The following is a 22,499-nucleotide window of genomic DNA, read 5'->3' on the forward strand; positions in this document are numbered from 1 at the left end:
CGCAATATTGAAAGTTTAAGTTTACAAAATCATCAAGTATTTATTATCCTCCTACTAAAGCAAACTTCATACTTAAAATATTGATATTTTTTTAGCAAATTTTGAAATTAGGATTAGTGCATTTACAAGTACTTTAATCTTTGGCAAAACATTTGATCTGCCAAAGATTCTTTATGAAAATAATATTAATTTTGCGAACATGATTCAGATAACTATAATAGGCTCCGGCAACGTTGCCCAGCATTTAATTAAAACCTTTACAGCAAGTAAATTTGTTGAAATAAAACAAGTTTTCTCGAGAAAAAAAGAGGCTTTACTGCACTTAATTGATGCAGAAAAAATCATCACAGACTTAAATGAGCTTCAAACTGCTGATCTGCACATTATATCAGTTTCAGACAATGCCATAAGCGAAGTTTCGTCGTTATTGCCATTCAACAATCAGCTTGTTGCACACACTTCTGGGACTTCTTCAATAGAAATTTTAGACAATAAAAACAGGCGTGGCGTTTTTTATCCGCTGCAGACATTTTCAAAAAGCAAAGAAGTCGATTTTACGATTATTCCGTTCTGCTTGGAAGCAGAAAACACTGCCGATTACAAACTCTTAGAAACCGTCGCAAAAAGCGTCTCGACAGTTGTTTATCCTATCAATTCAGAACAGCGAAAAGCGCTTCATGTTGCAGCCGTTTTTGTCAATAATTTCACTAATCATCTTTACCAGATTGGTCAGGAAATCTGCGAAGAAAATCAGATACCGTTTGAGATTTTAAAGCCTTTAATTCTCGAAACTTCAGATAAAATAAAAACGCTCAGTCCGGCAGAAGCACAAACAGGCCCAGCAAAACGTTTTGATTCTAACACAATCGATGCGCATTTGGCCTTTATACAAAATGAAAATCAAAAAAATATCTATAAAATCCTAACACAATCTATACAGCATAATGGCAAAAAGTTATAAAGAAATAATGAATGACATCAATACCTTTATTTTTGATGTAGACGGCGTACTTACAGACAGCTCAGTTTTTGTAACCAGCGAAGGAGAAATGCTTCGCACAATGAACATACGCGACGGATATGCGATAAAAGCTGCCGTAGATAGCGGCTATAATGTTTGTGTTATTTCTGGTGGCAGCAACGAAGGCGTACGAATCCGTCTTAGCAATCTGGGTATGAAAGACATTCATCTCGGAACTCCTGACAAAGTGAAAGCTTTTAAGGAATATGCCGATCTTTATAAAATTAGCCCCGAAAATGTATTGTACATGGGCGACGATATTCCCGACTTTCACGTAATGAAATTAGTCGGACTTCCTACTTGTCCTCAAGATGCAAGTCCAGAAATCAAAAATATCTGTCGTTATATATCGCACGTAAAAGGCGGACGAGGCGCCGTTAGAGATGTTATAGAACAAGTAATGAAAGTGCAAGGTAAATGGATGGAATATTTTGATGCCAAATACGATTAAGCGCTACCCTTAATCCAACTGATAAAAAACAATCTTCCCCTAGCACCTTAAAAAAATGAAATTCCTCAAACTCATCCGTTACAAAAACCTATTAATGCTTGCTTTTATGCAGCTTCTCTTTCGATATGCCTTTCTAAAACAACAAAATATCCCGCTTGCATTGGCAGATTGGCAATACGCGCTTTTGGTACTAAGCACAGTCTTAATTGCAGCTGCTGGTTACGTCATTAACAACATTTACGATGTTGCTAGCGATTCTATAAACAAACCAAATGATGTTGTAGTAGGAAAAGGAATATCTGAAACTGCGGCTTACAACATTTATATCGGGCTCAATGTAACTGGCGTTGCTGTTGGTTTCGTTTTGGCCAATATCATAATGAGACCAAGTTTTGCTTCACTTTTTATATTAATTGCCTCACTTCTTTATTTTTATTCAACCACATTGAAGCAAATTATGATTTTAGGAAATTTTGTCGTTGCTGCTTTGCTTGCTATCAGTGTTTTGATTATCGGTGTTTTTGACCTTTTTCCTGCAACAATGGCAGAGAATCAGGCGCAGATGGCGAGTTATTTTTCAATTCTTACTGATTATGCGCTGTTCGCTTTTATGATTAATTTTATTCGTGAAATCATAAAAGATATAGAAGATGTAAATGGAGATTATAATCAAGGAATGAACACTTTGCCAATTGCAATCGGTATCAGCAGGGCTGCAAAAATTGCTTTAGGATTTGCTGTGGTTTCCTTTGTTTTATTAGTGCTGTACATTCATACTTATTTCTTTCAAAATAAACTTTTTGTCGTTACAATTTACGCTTTTGCACTGATCCTGGCGCCATTGCTCTATTTCATTGTAAAAATCTTCACCGCAAAATCGCAAAAAGATTTTCATCATTTGAGTATTGTCCTCAAGCTTATTTTGTTTTTCGGAATTTTGTCTATCCTAGTAATCGCTTTAAATCACAGAATAAATGCTTAGAGAAAAATTAAAAAAATGCAGCATCATATTGGCTTCAGGTTCGCCTAGAAGACAACAGTTTTTTAAGGATTTAGATCTTGATTTCGAAATTCGATTAAAAGAAATCGAAGAAGTTTATCCGCCCGAATTAAAAGCGGCAGAAATTACGGATTATCTAGCCCAGCTTAAAGCAAATGCATTTGAAGGCGAACTGGCAGAAAATGAAATCTTGGTAACGAGCGACACCATTGTCTGGCACCAAGACAAAGCCCTTGGAAAACCTAAAAACCAAGAAGAAGCTTTTAAAATGATTAAGTCAATGTCAAATACTACTCATGAAGTATTTACGTCTGTTTGTTTTAAAACTTGCTCCTCTTCTACCCTTATCAATGATGTTACTAAAGTTACTTTTAACGAGCTTTCTGATGAAGCCATTTTGTATTATGTAGAAAAATACCAACCTTATGATAAAGCTGGAGCTTATGGGATACAAGAATGGTTCGGTTTTATGGCTGTTGCAAAAGTTGAAGGCTCTTATACCAATGTTATGGGGCTTCCGACAGCTAAAGTTTACAATTATTTGAGTACTTTAGTATAAATTTAAATTATTATGTTTTCTATTAAAGAGTATAGCCGAGAAATATTAGCCTCCATCATCCTTATTGCAATTTTAGTTGTACTGCGAATGGTTGTTGCAAAACTGATAAGACGTTTTGCTGCTTCAAGTCAATTATTTGAGCATCGTACCAATCTTATAATCAAGTATATAAATATTTTGATGAATATTTTGGTTACGACTTCTTTGATTGTAATCTGGGGAGTTGAAACTCAGGATATTTTTATAACCATTTCGTCTATTGCTACCGTAATCGGAGTTGCTATGTTTGCGCAATGGTCTATTTTAAGCAATGTAACTTCGGGAATGATTTTGTTTTTTTCGTTTCCGTTTAGAATTGGAGACACTATTAAAATTCACGATAAGGATTTCCCGATAGAAGCCGAAATCGAAGACATCAATACCTTTCATGTTAGTTTAAGAACGAAAGAAGGAGAAAGAATTATTTTTCCGAACAACCTTCTGCTTCAAAAAGGAATTTCAATAGTTCCGACCCATTACGAAGACAAAGAATTTTTCGATTAAGGACTTAATGGGAATTTTATAAAGTACTGAAGAAAAGCTAAAACAGAATTGCATAAATAAAGTGTAATATTTGTTTTATAATTTAGACAAATCTTCAGTACAATGATTCGAACAATACAATTGCCTTTTTACGCAAAACTTTGCTTTATTCTTGTAAGTTTAATTTCTTTCGGATTTATTTTCTGCACCGGCAAAGATATTATTACACCAGTGCTAATGGCATTTTTATTTGCCGTTTTGCTGCTTCCCATCTTTACGCTTTTAAACGGAAAACTCCGAATTCCGCGTCATATAGCGGCAGGTTGCTGTGTTTTGCTTTTTGCAGCGTTTGTGGTCGGAATTTTAGTTTTCATCTCCTATCAGGTCAAGGATATTGCCAATGATTTTGATACTATAAAAAAGAACATAAATGCTTTTATTGTCGAAATTCATAAGTTTATAAAGGAAAACTTTCATGTAAGCATTGGCGAACAGAAAAAATACCTGGATACCGTGACCAGAGATTCTGTTAAGAACAGCAATGCCTCTATAGGAACGGCGATTGTTTCAATATCAGACCTGCTGCTAGATTTTACTATTATCCCAATTTATACCTTTTTATTTCTGATTTATAAAGATCATTTTATTCTTTTTCTTGCTAAACTGATTCACAAAGAAGATCATGGCAGGCTTAAAGAAATATTATCTCAAATAAAAGTTTCTATAAACAATTATATCGTAAGCCTGATTTTGGAAATGATAATTGTTTCTATACTTACAGGTCTGGGGCTATATATTGTTGGCGTTAAATATTTCATTCTGCTCGGACTTATAACCGGAATCCTCAATCTTATTCCGTATATCGGAATTGCTATTGCAGGAATTATTACACTGTTTGCTTCATTATCAGGAACTGGAGAAACATCCATTATACTCAGCATATTAATAGTTAATGTAATTGTACAGCTAATAGATAACAATTTACTCGTACCTTTAATAATCAATTCAAAAGTAGAAATCAATGCTTTTGTGTCGATTATCGGAATTATAGTCGGAGGCGCCGCTGCAGGTATTTCGGGAATGTTTTTGGCAATTCCGCTTTTGGCAATACTCAAGATTATTTTTGAAAGAATTGAATCGCTCGAACCCTGGGGTTATCTTATGGGAAATCATGTTCCGCGGAAATTTACGTGGAGAATCAGACGTGCAAAAGCACAGCTTAAAGACTAAATTTAATTTAATAGCGTTTTTATCACTATTCACAACAATCTATTATTTGTTCAAGAAAACTATCCATGCCTGTAAACAAAAAAATATTCGTTTTGCTATTGTTGAGCTTTTGCCTACAGGGAGTTTTTGCACAAGTTAAAGAGCCAAAAGAGCCAAAAACCAAAAAGGATAGTGCTGAAATTTATAATAAGATTAAAGATTATTCTAAGAAAAATAAATTTACACAGACGCTTCATAAACTTTTTTTCAGATCTAAAAAGCCGAAGAAAAAAGAAGAGCCGTTAATCATAAAAGATTCTGCTCGTTATGACGGAAAAATAATTAGAAATATAAATGTAATTACCCTTGATCCTTTTGGCCATTCTCTATCAGACACCACGCAAAAACCCAAAAATTGGGGAGAAAGAATGGGAAACCGGCTGCATTTGAAAACAAAAAAGATTGCCATCTACAATTTATTGCTTTTTAAAAGAAACCAGCCTTTTGATAGCTATAAAGTACAAGAATCGGAGCGTTTGATTCGTTCGCAACGTTATGTTACCGCTGTACGAACTTCTTATAAACTTGCCAGTCCGGCTTCAGATTCTGTAGATGTGACGATTAGAGTTTTGGACTCATGGAGTACGATTCCGAGGTTTTCTATTTCCAGCAATCAGGTTATGCTCGGATTTAAGGAAAAAGATTTTTTTGGAAGCGGGCAACAGCTTGAATATCGATTTTCAAATCGATTCAGCGACGGAAGAAACGGCAACGATGTTACTTACACTGTACCCAATATCAAAAATACATATATAGGTGCCATATTGCATTATAGAATTGACCTTGATAACAATTACATAAAAAGCATAGACATTGAACGCGACTTTTACTCTCCTTTGACCAAATGGGGAGGGGGTCTTTATTTGGATGAGAATTTTAGGAAAGATACGCTTCAGGCTCCCGATTCGACTTTTGCTTTTCAGCCATTCAAATACACTTCCCAAGATGTATGGGTTGGACGGGCGTTTAAAGTTTTTGAAGATTCGCATAAAGCTATAACCAATCTTATTGTAACAGGACGTTTCCTGAATCTAGATTATAGCGAATCTCCTTCAGACACTTACGACCCGACCGATTTCTATTCGGATGAAAAATTAATATTAAGCGGTATCGGACTAAATACACGTCGATTTATAAAGGACCGCTATATTTTCAGAAATGGTCAGACAGAAGACGTTCCGATTGGCCGAATATATGGTATAACGCTGGGTTATCAATACAAAAATACTTTTTGGAGGCCTTATCTCGGCGCGCAATTTTCTTTTGGAAATTATTATAGGTTGGGCTTTTTGAGTATGAATTTTGAAGCTGGAACTTTCATTCACCAATCCAAAACTTATCAGACCGCTTTTCTATTAGAGGCTAATTATTTCACCAAGCTATTCAATATCGGAAATTGGAAAATCAGGCAATTCGTCAATCCTAAGTTTGTCTTGGGTGTTAATCGCCAAGAAATAATTGGTGATGAACTTAATATTAATGAACAAAACGGACTAGCCGGCTTCAACGCTGCATTATACGGAACGAGCAAAGTGCTTCTTTCGCTTCAAACACAAACGTATTCTCCGCATGCTTTATGGGGTTTTCGTTTAAATCCATTTTTTAATTACACCGCTGCAGTTATGGGAAGTCCGTCAAATGCAATGACTAATAGTAAATTGTATTCAAAAGTAACTTTGGGGTTAGTAGTTAATAATGACTATCTGGTATTCAGTTCCTTCCAGCTTTCACTCTCTTATTATCCTAGCATTCCGTTACAGGGAGACAATGTATTTAAGACCAATACTTTTGAAACGACCGATTATAGACTTCAGAATTTTGAACTAAATAAGCCTAGAGTTGTAAATTACAGATAAAAAAAAACAAAAATAAATAGTCTAAAAATCTACTTTAAATCAGCTACTTACCTTATTGTACGGCCCTTCTTTAAATCGGCACAACGAGTTTTTAATCGACGAATTACATCTTTTTTATATTTTTGGCACAGTATATGAATATCCCTATACAAGAATAACATTAAAAAACAAAAAAGATGAAAACGATAAAATTAGCAATCGCCGGATTATTTCTAATGATTGCAAACGCCACGCAAGCTCAGGTATCAGTTAATGTTAATATCGGAACTCCTCCTGCATGGGGACCAGCAGGATATACAGAAATGGAATACTACTACCTTCCGGATATAGAAGCCTATTATGATGTAAGGGCTGCTCAGTTTATCTACTTCGGAAGAGGAAAATGGGTTAGAACTACTTACTTGCCAAGACAATATAGAAATTATGATTTATACAGCGGTTATAAAGTGGTCTTGACAGATTATCACGGTAGAACTCCTTACACTTATTTTGACCGTCATAAAGTAAAATATTATAGAGGATATCATGGAGCACCTCAAAGACCATATAAAGCAAGACCTGTTTATGGATACAGCGAACGCCGTGACAGAAGAGATTACAAGCATTATGATAAAAAACACCATCATAAACACGATAAGCATGATAGACACGACAGAGATGATCATCGTGGACCTGGAGGCAGAAGATAGCAATTACTAAATAGCTAATTTTCAACACAAAAGAGCATCTTTATTAGGATGCTCTTTTTGTTTTTAACATTTTTTTCTGCGAACAATTGTTAAAACAATGATTTTTTCAAATAAATCACTGTTAGGCAATAAGTTTCCTTGAAAAAATGTCTTATTTTAATATAAATATGACTTACATTTGCAGCGAATTTTAAAAATCTTATTACGCAAGTATGAAAAAGTATGCTTATTTACTATCGTTTTTTACTGTCTCTCTTTTAATTAGCTGTGATGACAACAACGATTCCAATGACAATCAGTCAATAAATAACATTACCATTACTTCGGATCAAAACACGTTAAATCAAAGACTTGATTTAACGAATGCTGGGGTAATTTCATTAGAAAACAATACTGCAACAGGAAAATTTGCAGCCGAAACGGTTTCGACATCTTTTCCGCTTGTACAGATTGCAGAAGTAAAACCGCCAGTTGACGGTAACGGAAAAACATTACAAGCCAGTCATGTTGCAGTAAACGGAAACTATGCGTATGTTTCTTATATTATGAGAGGCGATGTATATTCTGGAGCAATCGACGTAATCGATGTCTTTGATCCGTACAAACCGAAATTGGTTACCTCTGCGTTAATTGCCAATACAGACATTACATCTCTTACCTACTCTAACGGAAACTTGATTATTGGAGCTGCAAAAGATATCGATAAAGATGCCTCTATAAAAAATCCTGCCATTGTAATTAATATGCAATTGAGTTCTGGTTTGCTTACTGATAAATATACTGTTAATGCTTTAGAAAGCAGGGTTACGACAGATGTTGCCGCTAATTCTTCTTCCTATTTTGCAGTAACTGGAGACCAAGGAAGTCTTTTTAAGATAAACAGCTCGTCTAAAGCAATCGAATCAAAAGCTACTGTAGCCGATTTGCGTTCTATTGCCTTAAGCAGCGATAAAGTTGTGACGTTGAGCGGTACAAAAGGCGTAAATATTTACAATCCGTCTACGCTTGCTTTGCAAAAAAGTTTTACAACCTCTACAGACGTGAGCGGTGCCAAAAGAACGATGGATTTTGATGGAAGCAAAATTTTAATTTCTGAAGGCGCTAAAGGTCTAGGAGTTTATGACGTAAATAGCGGTTCAAAACTACAAACTATTGGTATTGCAACAGCAGGAGAAGATAATGTTACCAATGCAGTTTCTGTAAACGATGGTTATGCATTCGTAGCAAACGGCGCTTTGGGGCTAAATGTTTACCAATCTGGTTCACAATACAGCTTATTAGGAGCATTAGGAATTGCTGGTTCTACAAATTACGTAAAATCTAGCGGTAACTACATTTATGTTGCAAGCGGAACGGGTGGTTTGAAAATCATTAAAATGGAAAAACCAAACGCTACTTTTGCCAATTGCACCTCTTACGCATTATACAATCAGGGAGCTAATCTGATCTTAAATTCAAACGAAGTAAAATCATACCAAGGAGCAACAGCTATCAACTCAGCAATAATAAATTCTGGCGCTGTTTTAACTCACTGCGGTTCTATAGCTGTTCTTAGCAATTTAACCTTGAACAGTGGCGGTACCTTTAATATGACGGGAAGTTTGTCTCAAGGTAAATACATGCAATCAAATGCTACGGTACTTACTATCAACAGTAATGCAACTTTACAAATTGAAGGTTCTGTTGTAATCTGGGGCGATTTACTACTAAACAGCGGTGCAAAAATCAATTTCATCGGAAATAATTCGTCTATTACCATTTACGGAAAAGTAACAAAAGGAAGTAATGTTGCCATTACTGGAACCTATAAAGACACAGAAAACAAATTGAAATAATTTCTGTCATCCTAAGAATACCACAAAATACCACAGATCTTTTGTTGATCTAAGAAACTGTCCGCCTAAAGCGGGCAGTTTTTTTATTATTACTACCCATTAAACAAACATTAACATTTCATTTAAATACTGTTCAAAGATATAATTACTATTTTTGAAGCTCTTTCAAAAATACTACTTAACCCTATGAGAAAAATTCAGGTCAAAATTCTTCTTTTATTCTTCGCGACTATTTCAGCCTTATTTGCACAGCAGCCACAAAAACCAAATTCTGTAGAAATTTACAATCAAATTAAAAAGCTTAATTTCTTAGGTTCGGTGTTGTATGTTGCGGCTCACCCTGATGATGAAAATACACGTCTTATTTCTTATTTTGCTAACGAAATGAATGCAAGAACGGGATATTTATCGTTGACCCGAGGCGATGGAGGGCAAAATTTAATCGGACCTCAATTGCGTGAATTATTAGGCGTTATAAGAACCCAAGAATTGATTGAAGCGAGAAAAATAGACGGAGGTGAACAGTTTTTTTCTCGTGCAAATGATTTTGGTTTTTCTAAGAATCCAGATGAGACTTTGGAAATATGGGACAAAGATAAAGTTTTGGCAGATGTAGTTTGGACAATTAGAAAATTTCAACCTGATGTAATTATAAATCGTTTTGACCACCGTTCGCCAGGCACCACGCATGGACATCATACTTCCTCGGCTATGTTGAGTGTTGAAAGTTTTACGCTTACCAACGATTCAAAAATATATCCTGAACAATTAAAATTTGTAGCGCCATGGCAAGTAAAACGTCAGTTTTTTAATCCTTCATGGTGGTTTTACGGCAGTCAAGAAAAATTTGATGCCGCAAACAAATCAAAATTTACAAAACTAGAAACAGGGGTTTATTATACCGGTATCGGAAAATCAAATCAGGAAATTGCGGCCTTAAGCCGAAGCCGTCATCAGTCTCAAGGCTTTGGCAGCACTGGGGTTCGTGGTTTAGAAAGTGAATATCTTGAACTGATAAATGGAGATACCCCAAAAGATCGCGACAATTTATTTGACGGAATCGATACTTCGTGGAATCGTGTAAAAAACGGGAAGCCAATCGGAGATCTTATTTCTAAAGTTATAGAAAAATACGATTTCAGCAAACCCTCTGCCAGCATTCCAGATTTAATAAAAGTTTATGCAATGATTGAATCTTTGGATGACGATCATTGGAAAAAAATCAAATCTGAAGCTGTAAAAAATATTATCGCATCTTGCTCGGGTCTTTATTTAGAAGCTGTTAGCAATGAGCAGGAAGCAACACCAGGAAGTGCTTTAAAATTAAGCTTGGAAGCTATTAACAGATGTAACCTTGACATGCAGCTTGTAAGCGTTACTACACTTCCTGATCAAAAAACTTTTCCGCAAAATGCGGTTTTAAAAAACAACAACGATCAGAAAATCAGTATTGAAGTAAAACTTCCTGAAAATTTACAATATACACAACCTTATTGGCTAAAAGAAAAAGCGACTGTCGGAATGTACACCGTCTCCAATCAAGAAATTATTGGTATTCCAGACATTATCCGTCAGGTGAAAGTCGTTTTTACTATTAAAATTAATGATATTGAATTTCCTTTTGAACGTACAGTCGTTTACAAATATAATGACGGTGTAAAAGGCGAAATGTATAATTTTCTGGATATTGTTCCCGATGTTACTACTTCTATCGTAGAAAAAGTACTGATTTTTAGAGATACGAAAAGCAAAATGGTTCCGGTCAAAGTTCGAGCTGGAAAAGATAACGTAAATGGCAATTTAAAGCTTGAACTGCCGAAAAACTGGATGGTTTCTCCAAAAGAAATTCCGTTTGCGTTAGACAAAAAAGGAAGCGAACAGACTTTTTATTTTGAAGTTACGCCACCTGTAAATCCAGAAGAAAGCATTCTAAGAAGTATTGTCACCGTTAACAACAAACGTTTTGACAAGGAAGTGACTTTTATTGATTTTGACCACATAACCAAGCAGATGGTTTTGAAGCCGGCAGAATCGAAAGCCATTCGAATTGATCTAAAAACCAGTGGGGACGCTATCGCTTATATTATGGGCGCTGGCGATGAAGTTCCTGAAAGCCTTGCGCAAATGGGGTATAAAGTTACCATCCTAAAACCAGAAGAAATTACTCCTGAAAGATTGGAATCTTTTAATGTTGTAATGACGGGAGTTCGAGCTTACAATACCGTAAATGCTTTGGCAAACAAACAGAACATTCTTTTTAATTTTGTCAAAAGCGGCAAAAATATGATTGTGCAGTACAATACGTTTGGCAGAACAGTTACCAACCAGATTGCGCCATATCCGCTCAAGATTTCAAACGACCGTGTGACAGAAGAGAATGCAAAAGTTACCTTCTTAGCACCCAATCATCCTGTTTTAAATACACCGAACAAAATTTCGTCTAAAGATTTTGAAGGCTGGAAGCAAGAACAAGGATTATATTATCCAAATGAATATGATGATGCCTTTACTCCTATTATTTCATCTCATGATAAAGGAGAATCTGCTAAGAAAGGCGCACTACTTGTGGCTCCATACGGAAAAGGATATTATATTTACACTGGTTTGAGCTTTTTCAGAGAATTGCCAGAAGGTGTCGCAGGAGCTTACCGATTGCTGTCTAATATAATTTCGCTAAAGCAGCCTGTAGAAGCGCCGAAACAAGATATAAAACAATAACAATGGAAACAAAAAAACAAAAAAAATGGAAAAAGAGCTACACGTATGTGCTGGTTGCCAATGCCATCTATATTGTGATTTTTTTCTTAATCATGCAATTATACTCATAAGTTATGCAGCTATTTGACTGGATCGTACTCATTGTTACGCTTTTATTTATTGTTGGATACGGTTCATGGAAAACCAAGGGCAGCAAAAATGTCGAAGATTTTATTCTAGGAAACAACGAAACTCCTTGGTACACCGTAGGCCTTTCTGTTATGGCTACTCAAGCCAGTGCCATAACATTCTTGTCGACACCAGGACAAGCATATCATGACGGAATGGGTTTTGTGCAGTTTTACTTTGGTCTGCCAATCGCCATGATTGTTATCTGCCTTACTTTTATTCCGCTATATCATAAGAGCAAAGTTTTTACGGCGTACGAGTTTTTAGAAAAACGTTTTGATATCAAAACACGATCACTCGCAGCTATTTTATTCTTGGTGCAGAGAGGATTAGGTACTGGACTAACCATTTATGCTCCTGCCATTATTCTGTCTGCGCTTTTAGGATGGAATCTAACGATAATGAATATCATCATCGGACTTTTAGTAATCATTTATACTTTTTCTGGCGGAACAAAAGCTGTTAACGTAACACAGAAACAACAGATGTTCGTAATCATGTCTGGAATGTTTATTACGTTTTTCTTGATTCTGCATTATCTTCCAAACGATATGACATTTACAAGCGCACTGCATATTGCAGGAGCAAACGACAAAATGAATATCGTAGATTTCTCTTTTGATCCTGAAGAAAAATATACTTTTTGGAGCGGAATTACGGGAGGATTCTTTTTGGCCCTCGCCTATTTTGGTACCGATCAGTCTCAAGTTGGTCGTTACTTATCTGGAAAATCTGTCAAGGAAAGTCAGATGGGATTAATTATGAACGGTCTTTTAAAAGTTCCGATGCAATTTTTTATACTGCTTACCGGAGTTATGGTTTTTGTCTTTTTTCAGTTTAATCCCGTACCGCTGAATTTTAATCCGAACAACAAGATAGTGATTGAGAAATCGGCTTACAAAGAAGAATATGCTGTTTTAGAAAAAAAACTCGTTAAACTTTCTGAAGATAAAAAAGTCATCAATTTATTGTACATCGACCAGTTGAATCAAGATTACGATAATCCGATTCTAAGAAAAGAACTGGTTGCGCTTTCAAACAAAGAAAAAGACCTACGCGACAAAGCCAAAGACATTATTTCTAAAGCCGACAGCAACAGCGAAACCAATGACAAAGATTATGTGTTTTTTCATTTTATCTTGCACTATCTCCCAAAAGGGCTAATTGGATTGCTCTTGGCCGTTATTCTTTCGGCAGCAATGTCCTCGACAGCGTCTGGTCTAAATGCTTTGGCTTCTACAACAGCTATCGATATCTACAAACGAAACCTGAAAACCGAAAAATCAGAAAAACATTATTTGAATGCTACTAAATTCTTTACGCTTTTCTGGGGAATTGTTGCCATACTTTTTGCTTGTGTTGGAACATTGTTTGAAAATTTGATTCAGCTAGTAAATATTATCGGTTCCATATTTTACGGAACGGTTCTGGGGATATTCCTAGTCGGATTCTATTTAAAGAAAGTTCAGGCAAAACCAATGTTTTACAGTGCTATAATCAGCCAGCTGACGATTTTTGTAATTTATTATTTTATGATCTACAGTCAAGAAAAACTGGGTTATTTATGGCTTAACTTTATTGGAGCTATTTTGACCATTGTTCTGGCTCTGTTGATGCAGATTTTATTCTTTAGAGGAAGATCGGATGACAATGAAATAATTTTGGAATAATGATTCTGAAATTAGTAGGTCTTCTCTTTTTATTCAACTGTTTTTGCATCAATAGCCAAAACACAGATCACAATCAAACTGTTGAAGGCATGCCACTTTCGGACCAACTTTACACAAAATGCTTTGAAAACCTGAATCAAGGTTCTGAGATATTCGAGAAATATGCTTCTCTTAAAAATATGAAGTTTTGCTCTTTGCTAGAGTGCATGTTTTTATTTTCCTGTAAAGAAGAAGACATAAAACGTATTGCAGAACAAAGATTAATAGGTATTGCTACACAACTCTATAACGCTGGAACTCCTGTATATTTAATTATGGGACTAGACAGTTATTTGAACGCGAAAAAAAAGAATGAGAACTTAGAAGATGACAACCATATTGTTTACATAGATTATGGAGAATGCACAAATCCTCCTTTTCTGATTGAAGCTGCTGCCATAGTAAATAAACAGACAAATCTGTTAGTAAATCAACCTGTTGGCCAATAATCCTACTGCCCTAGCCCTGATGGAAGCGACATCCTTTTGTGGCGGAGTTCGACACAAAAGATATAGCGGACAGCAGGTATAAGCTTCTAAAAATCATTATTTAAAATCATTTCAAAGCCAATTTTTGATTTTAACTGCATAACGGCATTGTTGAACTTGGGCAAGTTTCTTTTTAAAATCTGATGTTTAAAATCGCTATCTTTGAGAAAGTCATCTCAAATAATGCATTATGAAAGATCATAAAAAATACAGCAATAAAACCAAAGCTGCTTTTGTATTGCTTATCGTAATGTTGGTAATTCTACTTGGAAATTTTAATACACTTCAAAATTCTAAAAATGTCAACGATAATATCAATGCAATCTACAAGGACAGGTTGGTTGTGGCGCATTATATTTTTCAGTATTCAAAACAGCTTCATTTTATTAAGGCTGAAGCCGAAAAACTAGATTTGAGTGACAATATCAAAAAAGATGAGATTATCCATACTCTGGATATCATACACGATATAGATAATTTGTACGCCAAAACTGTTCTTACCAATAAAGAAAAACAATATTTTGATGCTTTTTTACTTTCATGCAAAGAAATCAATAAACAAGTTGCAAATAAAAACTGGAATAAAATTGCTGCTTCAAGTGCCCAAGCTTTAAAAACATTAGAATCTTTATCACAAATTCAGATTGAAGAAGGAAAAGCAAAACTGGCCGTCGCAAATGCAATGTATAGTAAGAACAATGTAATAGGGCAATTTCAAATAGCTTTGCTTATTATTTTAGGCGGCATAACGTTTTATCTTCTTATAAAGAAAATCAAAAAAACTGTAAAAATTCCAGAACCACCAAGTCTCAATTGAATTTCCAAATTATTAATCGCAAACACAAAGGAATACGCAAGGTCCGCAAAGTTAATCGCCTATAGTTTTGCGAACTTTGCGTTATTAATTCTTGAGTCTTTGTGGTTAAATAAAAGCATAAAAAAATTCCAAAACCCGAAAGTTTTGGAATTTAGAATTTATATTTTGGAGCTTTAAAACACTATCTGCTCCATTCAGCGATACTGTCTTTATTCAATTTTACGTAATCGGCATTATTTGCTGCTTCTGCTGCTGCTAGAGATGCTTTTGCGGTTTCTACAGCTCCTTTTTTATCACCTTGTTTTGCCTGAATCTGAGATTTCAATCTTAGTACATAATAAGGCTTTTCTGTGCTCATGTCCAAAGCTTTGTCAACATAAGTTTTGGCTGTTTCGATATTCCCATTTGATGAAAACAAATATTGCGAAGCAGCAAAGTAATCGTTCCAGCTTGGTCCTGCTAATGTTTTTTCGATACTTGCTGTTGCAGTTTTAGCGGTCGGCACTTCAAATTTAAGAGCTACATGAGAGTTCTCCCAAGCCATTTCCAAGTAACCGTAGTTTGGATCCAATCCGTTGATTCCGATTGTGAATGTTTCTACTGGGGTTGGTAATGCATCTTCTTTAACAGTAGTCTTAAGGACAACATAGTTTTCGTTCCAGCTTTCAGGAAGTCCCCAGTTGTCTGTAGAAAGGTAGAAAATTACATCCCAACTTTCGATTCTCGGAACTGTGTAAAGGGCATATTTACCTTTTTTTAATGTTTTCCCGTCAATTACAACATCATCGCTAAAATTAACTATCGTATTCTCATTAGCTCCTGTTCTCCATAATTTCCCGAATGGCACCAAATTACCAAAAACAGCTCTTCCTCTTGCTCCTGGTCTAGAATAGGTCACTTCTACATCTGTTAAACCAACAGTTTGTTTGATATATCCTTTAGGACTGGCTTGCGGCGTTTTCACTTGTGCTTCTGATGCTAACGGCGCTAAGATGAGAGCCATAGCAATAAGTAGTTTTTTCATTCTTGTACGTTTATTTGTTTTTTCAAATTTACAAATTCAATTAGCTATGAACTGTTAAATTTTATATAATTCAGGACTTCAACTGTGATATTTTTTCAGCGTTTAGCTCATTAAAATGGTTAATTACCAAATCAGCTTGCGACAAGTCCTGCATATTAGAATTTGCGCTTCTATAGCCAACACAGTAAATTTTGGCCGCTTTTGCTGCTTTTATTCCGTTTGTACTGTCTTCTATAATAATGCAATTTTCTTTTGGAGCAATTGCTAATGAGGCCGCATGATTAAAAATAGCCGGATTTGGCTTTGACTGCGGAAAATCTTCGCCACTTACAATATGAGAAAAATACTGATGCAAATCGAATCTAGTAAATACACGCTCAATTGTCACTTTTGAAGCAGACGAAGCTAAAATCAGCTGTATTCCACTTTGATATAAGTCCTTAATCAAATTTTCAACACCTTCTAAAAGATATAAGTCTTCTTTAGTATCAAAAGCATCATTAAAAATGTTCCGCTTGCGCTGAATTAAATCTTCAACTTCTTGTTCTATAGATGGGAAATGACTTTTTAAGGTCTGAAACGTATTTTTTGTAGAAAATCCTGTAAAAGATGTGTACATTTCTTCAGACACTTCTATATTCAATTCTGAAAACTGCAGATAATAGGCATAACGATGAACAGGCTCTGTATCTACAATTACGCCGTCCATATCAAAAATTACTGTTTTAATCATTTCTTTTTTAAAGTTGCTAAGGTTCTAAGGGGCTGGGATTCTAAGTTTTTTATTCTTCTTTTTTAATCAAATAACGGATAACCGTCTCAGCGGCGTGAAGACCGAAAAGTCCTGGCATATAACTGTTGGTTCCGTAAAAAGATTTTTTGAAGTTTTTTCCGTCTGTCAATTTCAAACTTTTTTCATCCTGAATTTCAGAAGAAAAAACCACCTTTAATTTGTTTATCTTAAGTTCTTTTAAGCGTTTGCGTATGGTTTTAGAAAAATAACAGTTTATCGTTTTAGAAATATCAGCAACTTTAACTTTAGAAGCCAGCATTTTGCCACCAGCACCCATGCTGCTAATAATCTTAACTCTTTTGCGTTTAGCAGCAAGAATCAAGTTTAGTTTAGGAGTAATACTGTCGATGCAATCCAAAACGTAATCAAACTCAGGAGAGACAATTTCAAAAGCACGCTCTGGAGACAAAAATTCCTGCACTCTTGTTAATTTCAATTCCGGATTTATATCCATTAAACGATCACCTACAATTTTTATTTTTGGTTCTCCAACCGTTGAATGCAGCGCTGGCAATTGTCTATTTATATTGGTAATATCTACCACATCTCCGTCTACAATTGTCATGTTTCCAACTCCAGCTCTTGCTAGAAATTCGGCTGCGAATGAGCCCACGCCTCCTAAACCAACTACTAATACATTAGAGTTTTGCAGTTTTTGTAATCCTTCCGTAGTAAATAAAAGCTCGGCTCTTTCCGTCCATTCTGCCATATGTTCTTTTTTATTTTGTTTTAATTTGTTTCACTTTTCAATTTTCACGTTTCAAGTCTCAAGTTTCAAGTTCAGGTTTCAAGTTTCAGGTTTTAGGTTGTTCAAAAACATTTTTATAGTTACTTGAAATTATGTCCTGTAAATCTTTAATTGTTATATTTTTATAATTTGATGCAATTTTATAAACCTGCTGAATTGTTTCTTCAATGCTGTCGGTTTCTAGAAAAAATCTGTCATTGGGCATATTCTGAAAAACAGGCTTTAAATCTGGATTTTTCAATAAATATTTTCCAAACGAAAGATAAAATCCTTCCTTGACCAATTGCATCGCAATCTGATTCTTTTTTGAAAATCCATGAATTATCATCGGAACCGAAATTTTCATCTTTTTCTTAATTTCACTCACTTCCTGATAAGCCGCAACACAATGAATGATGACAGGCTTTTTATATTTTGCAGCCAACAGCAGTTGTTGCTCAAAAACCTTTAGTTGCAGGTCAAACGGAACTTCGATACGTTTGTCTAAACCGCACTCCCCAAGTGCCAGACAATTCTCGCGCTGCAGTTTTTCTTCAATAATTTTCAGTTCCGCAACAATGTTGTTTTCTACTATATGCCAAGGATGGATTCCTATAGAATAAAAAGGAATTGATTCGTCAAACTCATTCGGATACTGATTTACCAGTTCCAAAACCGATGTTTGGTTTTTAAATTTATGAGTATGAAAATTAAAATATTCCATTAATGAAAACTTTTTACGCCAGCCTTAATCTCTACGTTCAGATCATTTTCAAGCGGCACAAGCGGACAAGAATATTTGTGATTATAAGCGCAATAAGGGTTGTAAGCCTGATTAAAATCTATCGCAATTGTTTTTCCTTTCGGAATCTCGAGATCGATATAACGGCCGCCGATATAACTTTCTTTGCCCGAAGTTAAATCTGAAAATGGTAAAAACAAATGATTTTTGTACTCTTCTTTTTTTGAAAGTTCTATATTTCGATACACATTTAGCTTACAGTCAACACCATTTATCTTAAAATAAAGGGTTCCGTATTTAATGTATTGAGGAGTTCTGGTTCCGGTTGTTTTCATTTCGAAGACTTTTTCGTTATTTGCCTTGACGAAAGAAGCATTCACAAAATAATTTTGATTTATCGGATAGAAATCTAAACTTTTAAAAGTCCGTAAATCCTCTTCCATGAGCGGACTAATTTTTGGATCGGCATATTCTGAATTGATTTTTTTCTGGAATTTTTCTGATTCGCTTTTGTCAAATTGTTTTTGTCCGAAACCAAAATTAAAAACCAGCAATAAAACCAATAAGTTCACAGTTTTCATCTTCGAAATTTTATGCAAAAATAGTTCAAAAGTTACAAAACAACAACCACTTAACGAGCCAAAGTTTTCTAACTTAGCTGCGATAAATCACCATTCAAAAATGCTTAAAAACGCTTTCGCCAATTACATCAACAATTTTAGAGGATTTTCAAGAGAAATCTGGATACTTGCTATAGTGACCTTTATTAATCGTGCTGGTACAATGGTACTTCCTTTTTTGTCAAAATACTTAAAAGAAAATCTCCATTTCGACTACCATCAAGTTGGTTCTATCATGGTTGCATTTGGTTGTGGCTCTATGCTGGGTTCTTGGTTAGGTGGCAAATTATCAGATAAAATAGGATTTTATAAAATAATGATTTTCAGCTTGTTCACTAGTGGGCTATCGCTGTTTTTCATTCAATACATTACCTCATTTTGGGCGCTTTGTTTGGCGATGTTTTTATTAATGACCATAGCAGACATGTTCAGACCTGCCATGTTTGTGTCGTTGAGCGCTTACGCAAAACCTGAAAACCGAACACGTGCTTTGTCTCTGGTACGTTTGGCTGTTAACCTCGGATTTGCGGCAGGTCCGGCTTTGGGAGGTTTGATAATCATGGGGATAGGGTATCCTGGATTGTTTTGGGTCGACGGAACTTCGTGTATTGTTTCTATCTCTATTTTTGCTTTTTTGGTAAAAGAAAAGAAAAAAACAGTGCTTACGGATAAAATAGAAGGAGCTTTAGCAAAATCTGTTTTTCATGACAAAATTTTCTGGGTTTTCCTTTTTGTGAGTTTTATTACGGCGATGATTTTCTTTCAGCTTTTTACAACATTACCTTTATATCATAATGAAAAATTCGGGCTAAGCGAATTTCAAACGGGATTGTTAATGACACTCAACGGACTTTTGATTTTTTCATTGGAAATGCCAACGGTTGGTTATATGGAAAGAAAAGGTTTCAAAAAAATAAGAATTATCATTGCCGGTTCATTTCTAATGGCCTCTAGTTTTTTTCTGCTATTAATTAACTTTTGGGCCGGAATGCTGGTGATTAGTATGATTTGCATTTCTCTTGGAGAAATTCTAGCCTTTCCGTTTTCTAATGCATTTGCCTTAAGCCGTGCGCCTCATGGCCACGAAGGGCGTTATATGGCGCTTTATACAATGAGTTTCAGTCTCGCACACATAACAAGTTCTAAGCTTGGGTTCGAAATTATTGGCCGTTTCGGTTATCAGGAAAACTGGCTTTTTATGGCGGTCATCGGTATGATTGCTGTTGGGTGCTGCATTTGGATCAATAATGCTTTAACACGGGAAAAAGTATCCTAAATTATTTTTACGCAATAAACAACTGTAATTCAGATTTTTAGCTTTAAATTTGAATGACTTTTTTTTTGCATTGTCGCAATTTCAAACTTAATTTTTAGTTAAATAACTATTTTTATAGTTGCGTAACTAAAAAAATAGTTGTACGTTTGAATTAAAATTAGAAACAATGCAAAAGTTAACCAACAAAGAAGAAGAAATCATGCAGATTTTATGGAAGCTGAAAAAAGCTTTTGTAAAGGAGATACAAGCAGAAATAAAAGAGGATCAGCCTCATTACAATACATTATCTACAATTGTACGCAATCTTGAAGAAAAGGGATACGTAAGCCACAATGCGTTTGGAAACACGCATCAGTATTTTCCAGTTGTAAAAATTGAAGATTACAGAAAAGGATTTATGAAAACCGCGATAGACAATTACTTCAACAGCTCCTACAAAAGTATGGTTTCGTTCTTTGCCAAAGAAGAAAAAATTTCTGCAGACGAATTACGTGAAATTCTAGAAATGGTCGAAAACTCAGAAAAAGAAAAATAAGAAGATTATGGAAGCACTTATTATCTTTATTGCCAAATCAAGCGGTCTACTGCTATTGTTTTACTGTACGTACTTTTTTTTACTACGAAAAGAAACTTTCTTCAATAGCAACAGATGGTTCCTTTTGGCAGGCTTAATAATTTCGATAACACTTCCATTACTCGTCTTTACTAAAACCGTATGGATTGATCCCGCGCCTGCAACCGATTTGAACACGACAATTTTTAATTCTTCCTCAAATGCTGCAACTGAAAATTTGTTCCTGAACTGGGAAAATCTATTAATTCTTGTTTACGGTATCGGTTTCTTGGCTTTAGCAATCAAATTTGCTATAGATTTTTACAGACTTAGCTTGGTTTTAAAAGGAAAAAAAATCAAGCAACAAGCCGATTTTAAGTTTATTGATACTAACGAAAATATCGCTCCCTTCTCCTATTTTGAATATATCGTGTACAACTCATCAATGTACAGCGCGACAGAATTGGAAAGTATTCTCGAACATGAAAAAGTTCACAGTGATCAAAATCATACTATAGACGTATTGATTTCTAGAGCTTTCTGCATATTGTTCTGGTTCAATCCGATAGCTTGGCTTTACAAAAAAGCAATTACTCAGAATTTGGAGTTTATCGCAGACAATGAAGCGGCCAAAAAAATCACAGATAAAAAAGCGTATCAATACACGCTTTTAAAAATAACAACACATAGTAATTGTGTTGCCATCACCAATCATTTTTATCAATCATTAATCAAAAAACGAATCGTCATGTTAAACAAAAATCAATCAAAGAAAAGAAATTCGTGGAAGTACTATGTCGTAATTCCAGCACTTGCGGCCTTTGTATTATTGTTTCAAATTGAAGTAGTCGCAAAAGAAAAACAACAAACTACTAAAGAGTCTTCTGGAGACATTAAATCAGTCGATGTTTACAAAATCAAAAAGAGTTCTACCGATGCTCAATTACAAGAAATCAAAGAAAAATTAAAATCAATTCATAATATTGATTTTGAGGCTTCTGAAATCAAAAGAAATGCCGATAACAATTTGATTTCCATCAAAATTGACATCAAAAACGGTAATCAAAAGACACAATCCATCCAGACGTCAAGCAAAGTCATTGAAGATTTCGGAGTTTTAGTTATTACCGACAAGAACGGAGTTAAAAGAGTAGGCATTCAAACTGACGACAAAGATCCTTCAAAAGGATCGAAAGTTGCGGTAAGCAAAAAACTAAAGACGGAAGATAACGAAGATTCTGAAAAATCTACTAATTCTCATATTGTAATAACTAATAATCAAAATTCTAAAACCGATACCAATGTCAACATTAATTCTTCTACTAGTACAAAAGTTAACAGCGATACTAATGCAAATATTAGCACTATTATAACCACAGACTCAGATAATAAAGTAACTACCAAAGTAATTACCGTTGGGGGAAAAACAAAAGTTGCTGTTTCAAATTCTGGAAAAAACGCTAATCAATCAGGCAATCCACTTGTGATTATTGACGGCGAAGAAATGCCTTCTGATTTTAATCTACAAAGGATCGATTCAAAAAATGTTGAAACTATAAGTGTTTTCAAAGGAACCGAAGCTGTTAATAGATATGGCGAAAAAGGCTCAAATGGCGTAATTGAGATTGAAAGCAAAAAATAAACGTTTCAAATTTAAATTAT

General features: G+C 35.0%; 21 protein-coding genes. 16 read left to right on the top strand and 5 right to left on the bottom strand.

Annotation, left to right across the window (positions count from 1 at the left end; all coding sequences use genetic code 11):
- Positions 1–199: 199 nt before the first annotated feature.
- The 13 genes from E0W73_RS13920 (at position 200) to E0W73_RS13980 (ending at position 15,102) form a co-directional block, all read left to right on the top strand.
- Positions 200–961 carry a Rossmann-like and DUF2520 domain-containing protein gene (locus E0W73_RS13920; RefSeq protein WP_135222681.1) on the top strand — a complete coding sequence of 254 codons (762 nt, stop codon included), beginning with the start codon at positions 200–202 and terminating at the stop codon, positions 959–961.
- Positions 945–1,472: a KdsC family phosphatase gene (locus tag E0W73_RS13925; protein WP_135222682.1), complete on the top strand. Its 528-nt coding sequence runs from the start codon at positions 945–947 to the stop codon at positions 1,470–1,472. Before E0W73_RS13920 ends, E0W73_RS13925 begins: the two co-directional genes overlap by 17 nt.
- 55 nt (positions 1,473–1,527) lie before the next feature.
- Positions 1,528–2,454 (top strand): geranylgeranylglycerol-phosphate geranylgeranyltransferase, encoded by a 927-nt coding sequence (locus tag E0W73_RS13930; protein WP_135222683.1) that lies wholly within the window; start codon positions 1,528–1,530, stop codon positions 2,452–2,454.
- Positions 2,447–3,031, top strand: coding sequence for a Maf-like protein (locus tag E0W73_RS13935; RefSeq protein ID WP_135222684.1), 585 nt, complete (start codon positions 2,447–2,449; stop codon positions 3,029–3,031). The genes E0W73_RS13930 and E0W73_RS13935 overlap by 8 nt, the downstream gene beginning before the upstream one ends.
- 12 nt (positions 3,032–3,043) lie before the next feature.
- Entirely contained in the window at positions 3,044–3,574 is a 531-nt protein-coding gene (locus E0W73_RS13940) for a mechanosensitive ion channel domain-containing protein (protein ID WP_135222685.1), read from the top strand.
- A gap of 102 nt (positions 3,575–3,676) precedes the next feature.
- A complete protein-coding gene (locus E0W73_RS13945; protein ID WP_135222686.1) occupies positions 3,677–4,783 on the top strand; it encodes an AI-2E family transporter in 1,107 nt (368 codons plus the stop codon).
- 65 nt (positions 4,784–4,848) lie between these two features.
- Positions 4,849–6,678, top strand: a complete 1,830-nt coding sequence (locus tag E0W73_RS13950; RefSeq protein ID WP_135222687.1) for a BamA/TamA family outer membrane protein — start codon at positions 4,849–4,851, stop codon at positions 6,676–6,678.
- A 176-nt stretch (positions 6,679–6,854) separates the two neighbouring features.
- Entirely contained in the window at positions 6,855–7,367 is a 513-nt protein-coding gene (locus E0W73_RS13955; RefSeq protein WP_135222688.1) for a hypothetical protein, read from the top strand.
- 212 nt (positions 7,368–7,579) lie between these two features.
- Positions 7,580–9,202, top strand: coding sequence for an LVIVD repeat-containing protein (locus E0W73_RS13960; protein ID WP_135222689.1), 1,623 nt, complete (start codon positions 7,580–7,582; stop codon positions 9,200–9,202).
- Between the two features lie 186 nt (positions 9,203–9,388).
- On the top strand, positions 9,389–11,920 hold the full coding sequence (locus E0W73_RS13965) for a PIG-L family deacetylase (protein ID WP_135222690.1): 2,532 nt from the start codon (positions 9,389–9,391) through the stop codon (positions 11,918–11,920).
- Between the two features lie 113 nt (positions 11,921–12,033).
- Entirely contained in the window at positions 12,034–13,758 is a 1,725-nt protein-coding gene (locus E0W73_RS13970) for a sodium:solute symporter (protein ID WP_135222691.1), read from the top strand.
- Positions 13,758–14,246, top strand: a complete 489-nt coding sequence (locus tag E0W73_RS13975) for a hypothetical protein (protein WP_135222692.1) — start codon at positions 13,758–13,760, stop codon at positions 14,244–14,246. The genes E0W73_RS13970 and E0W73_RS13975 overlap by 1 nt, the downstream gene beginning before the upstream one ends.
- A 229-nt stretch (positions 14,247–14,475) precedes the next feature.
- Positions 14,476–15,102 (top strand): MCP four helix bundle domain-containing protein, encoded by a 627-nt coding sequence (locus tag E0W73_RS13980; RefSeq protein ID WP_135222693.1) that lies wholly within the window; start codon positions 14,476–14,478, stop codon positions 15,100–15,102.
- A gap of 181 nt (positions 15,103–15,283) precedes the next feature.
- Here E0W73_RS13980 and E0W73_RS13985 read toward each other — a convergent pair whose 3' ends face one another.
- The 5 genes from E0W73_RS13985 to E0W73_RS14005 form a co-directional block, all read right to left on the bottom strand.
- On the bottom strand, positions 15,284–16,126 hold the full coding sequence (locus E0W73_RS13985) for a DUF2911 domain-containing protein (RefSeq protein WP_135222694.1): 843 nt from the start codon (positions 16,124–16,126) through the stop codon (positions 15,284–15,286).
- A 70-nt stretch (positions 16,127–16,196) separates the two neighbouring features.
- Complete coding sequence (locus tag E0W73_RS13990; protein WP_135222695.1) at positions 16,197–16,859, bottom strand: HAD family hydrolase; 663 nt, start codon at positions 16,857–16,859, stop codon at positions 16,197–16,199.
- A 49-nt stretch (positions 16,860–16,908) separates the two neighbouring features.
- Complete coding sequence (locus E0W73_RS13995; protein ID WP_135222696.1) at positions 16,909–17,628, bottom strand: tRNA threonylcarbamoyladenosine dehydratase; 720 nt, start codon at positions 17,626–17,628, stop codon at positions 16,909–16,911.
- An 85-nt stretch (positions 17,629–17,713) separates the two neighbouring features.
- Positions 17,714–18,370 carry a TatD family hydrolase gene (locus E0W73_RS14000; RefSeq protein WP_135222697.1) on the bottom strand — a complete coding sequence of 219 codons (657 nt, stop codon included), beginning with the start codon at positions 18,368–18,370 and terminating at the stop codon, positions 17,714–17,716.
- Positions 18,370–18,969: a DUF1684 domain-containing protein gene (locus tag E0W73_RS14005; RefSeq protein WP_135222698.1), complete on the bottom strand. Its 600-nt coding sequence runs from the start codon at positions 18,967–18,969 to the stop codon at positions 18,370–18,372. Before E0W73_RS14005 ends, E0W73_RS14000 begins: the two co-directional genes overlap by 1 nt.
- Positions 18,970–19,069: 100 nt before the next feature.
- Between E0W73_RS14005 and E0W73_RS14010 the strand changes: the two genes are divergently transcribed.
- The 3 genes from E0W73_RS14010 (at position 19,070) to E0W73_RS14020 (ending at position 22,479) form a co-directional block, all read left to right on the top strand.
- Positions 19,070–20,284 (top strand): MDR family MFS transporter, encoded by a 1,215-nt coding sequence (locus E0W73_RS14010; protein WP_135222699.1) that lies wholly within the window; start codon positions 19,070–19,072, stop codon positions 20,282–20,284.
- Between the two features lie 166 nt (positions 20,285–20,450).
- Positions 20,451–20,819, top strand: a complete 369-nt coding sequence (locus E0W73_RS14015; protein ID WP_135222700.1) for a BlaI/MecI/CopY family transcriptional regulator — start codon at positions 20,451–20,453, stop codon at positions 20,817–20,819.
- Positions 20,820–20,826: 7 nt separating this feature from the next.
- The gene (locus tag E0W73_RS14020) at positions 20,827–22,479 is read left to right on the top strand and encodes a M56 family metallopeptidase (protein WP_135222701.1); all 1,653 of its coding nucleotides are present in this window, start codon (positions 20,827–20,829) and stop codon (positions 22,477–22,479) included.
- Positions 22,480–22,499 lie beyond the last annotated feature (20 nt).

The organism is Flavobacterium foetidum (assembly GCF_004634245.1).
Classification (GTDB): domain Bacteria; phylum Bacteroidota; class Bacteroidia; order Flavobacteriales; family Flavobacteriaceae; genus Flavobacterium; species Flavobacterium foetidum.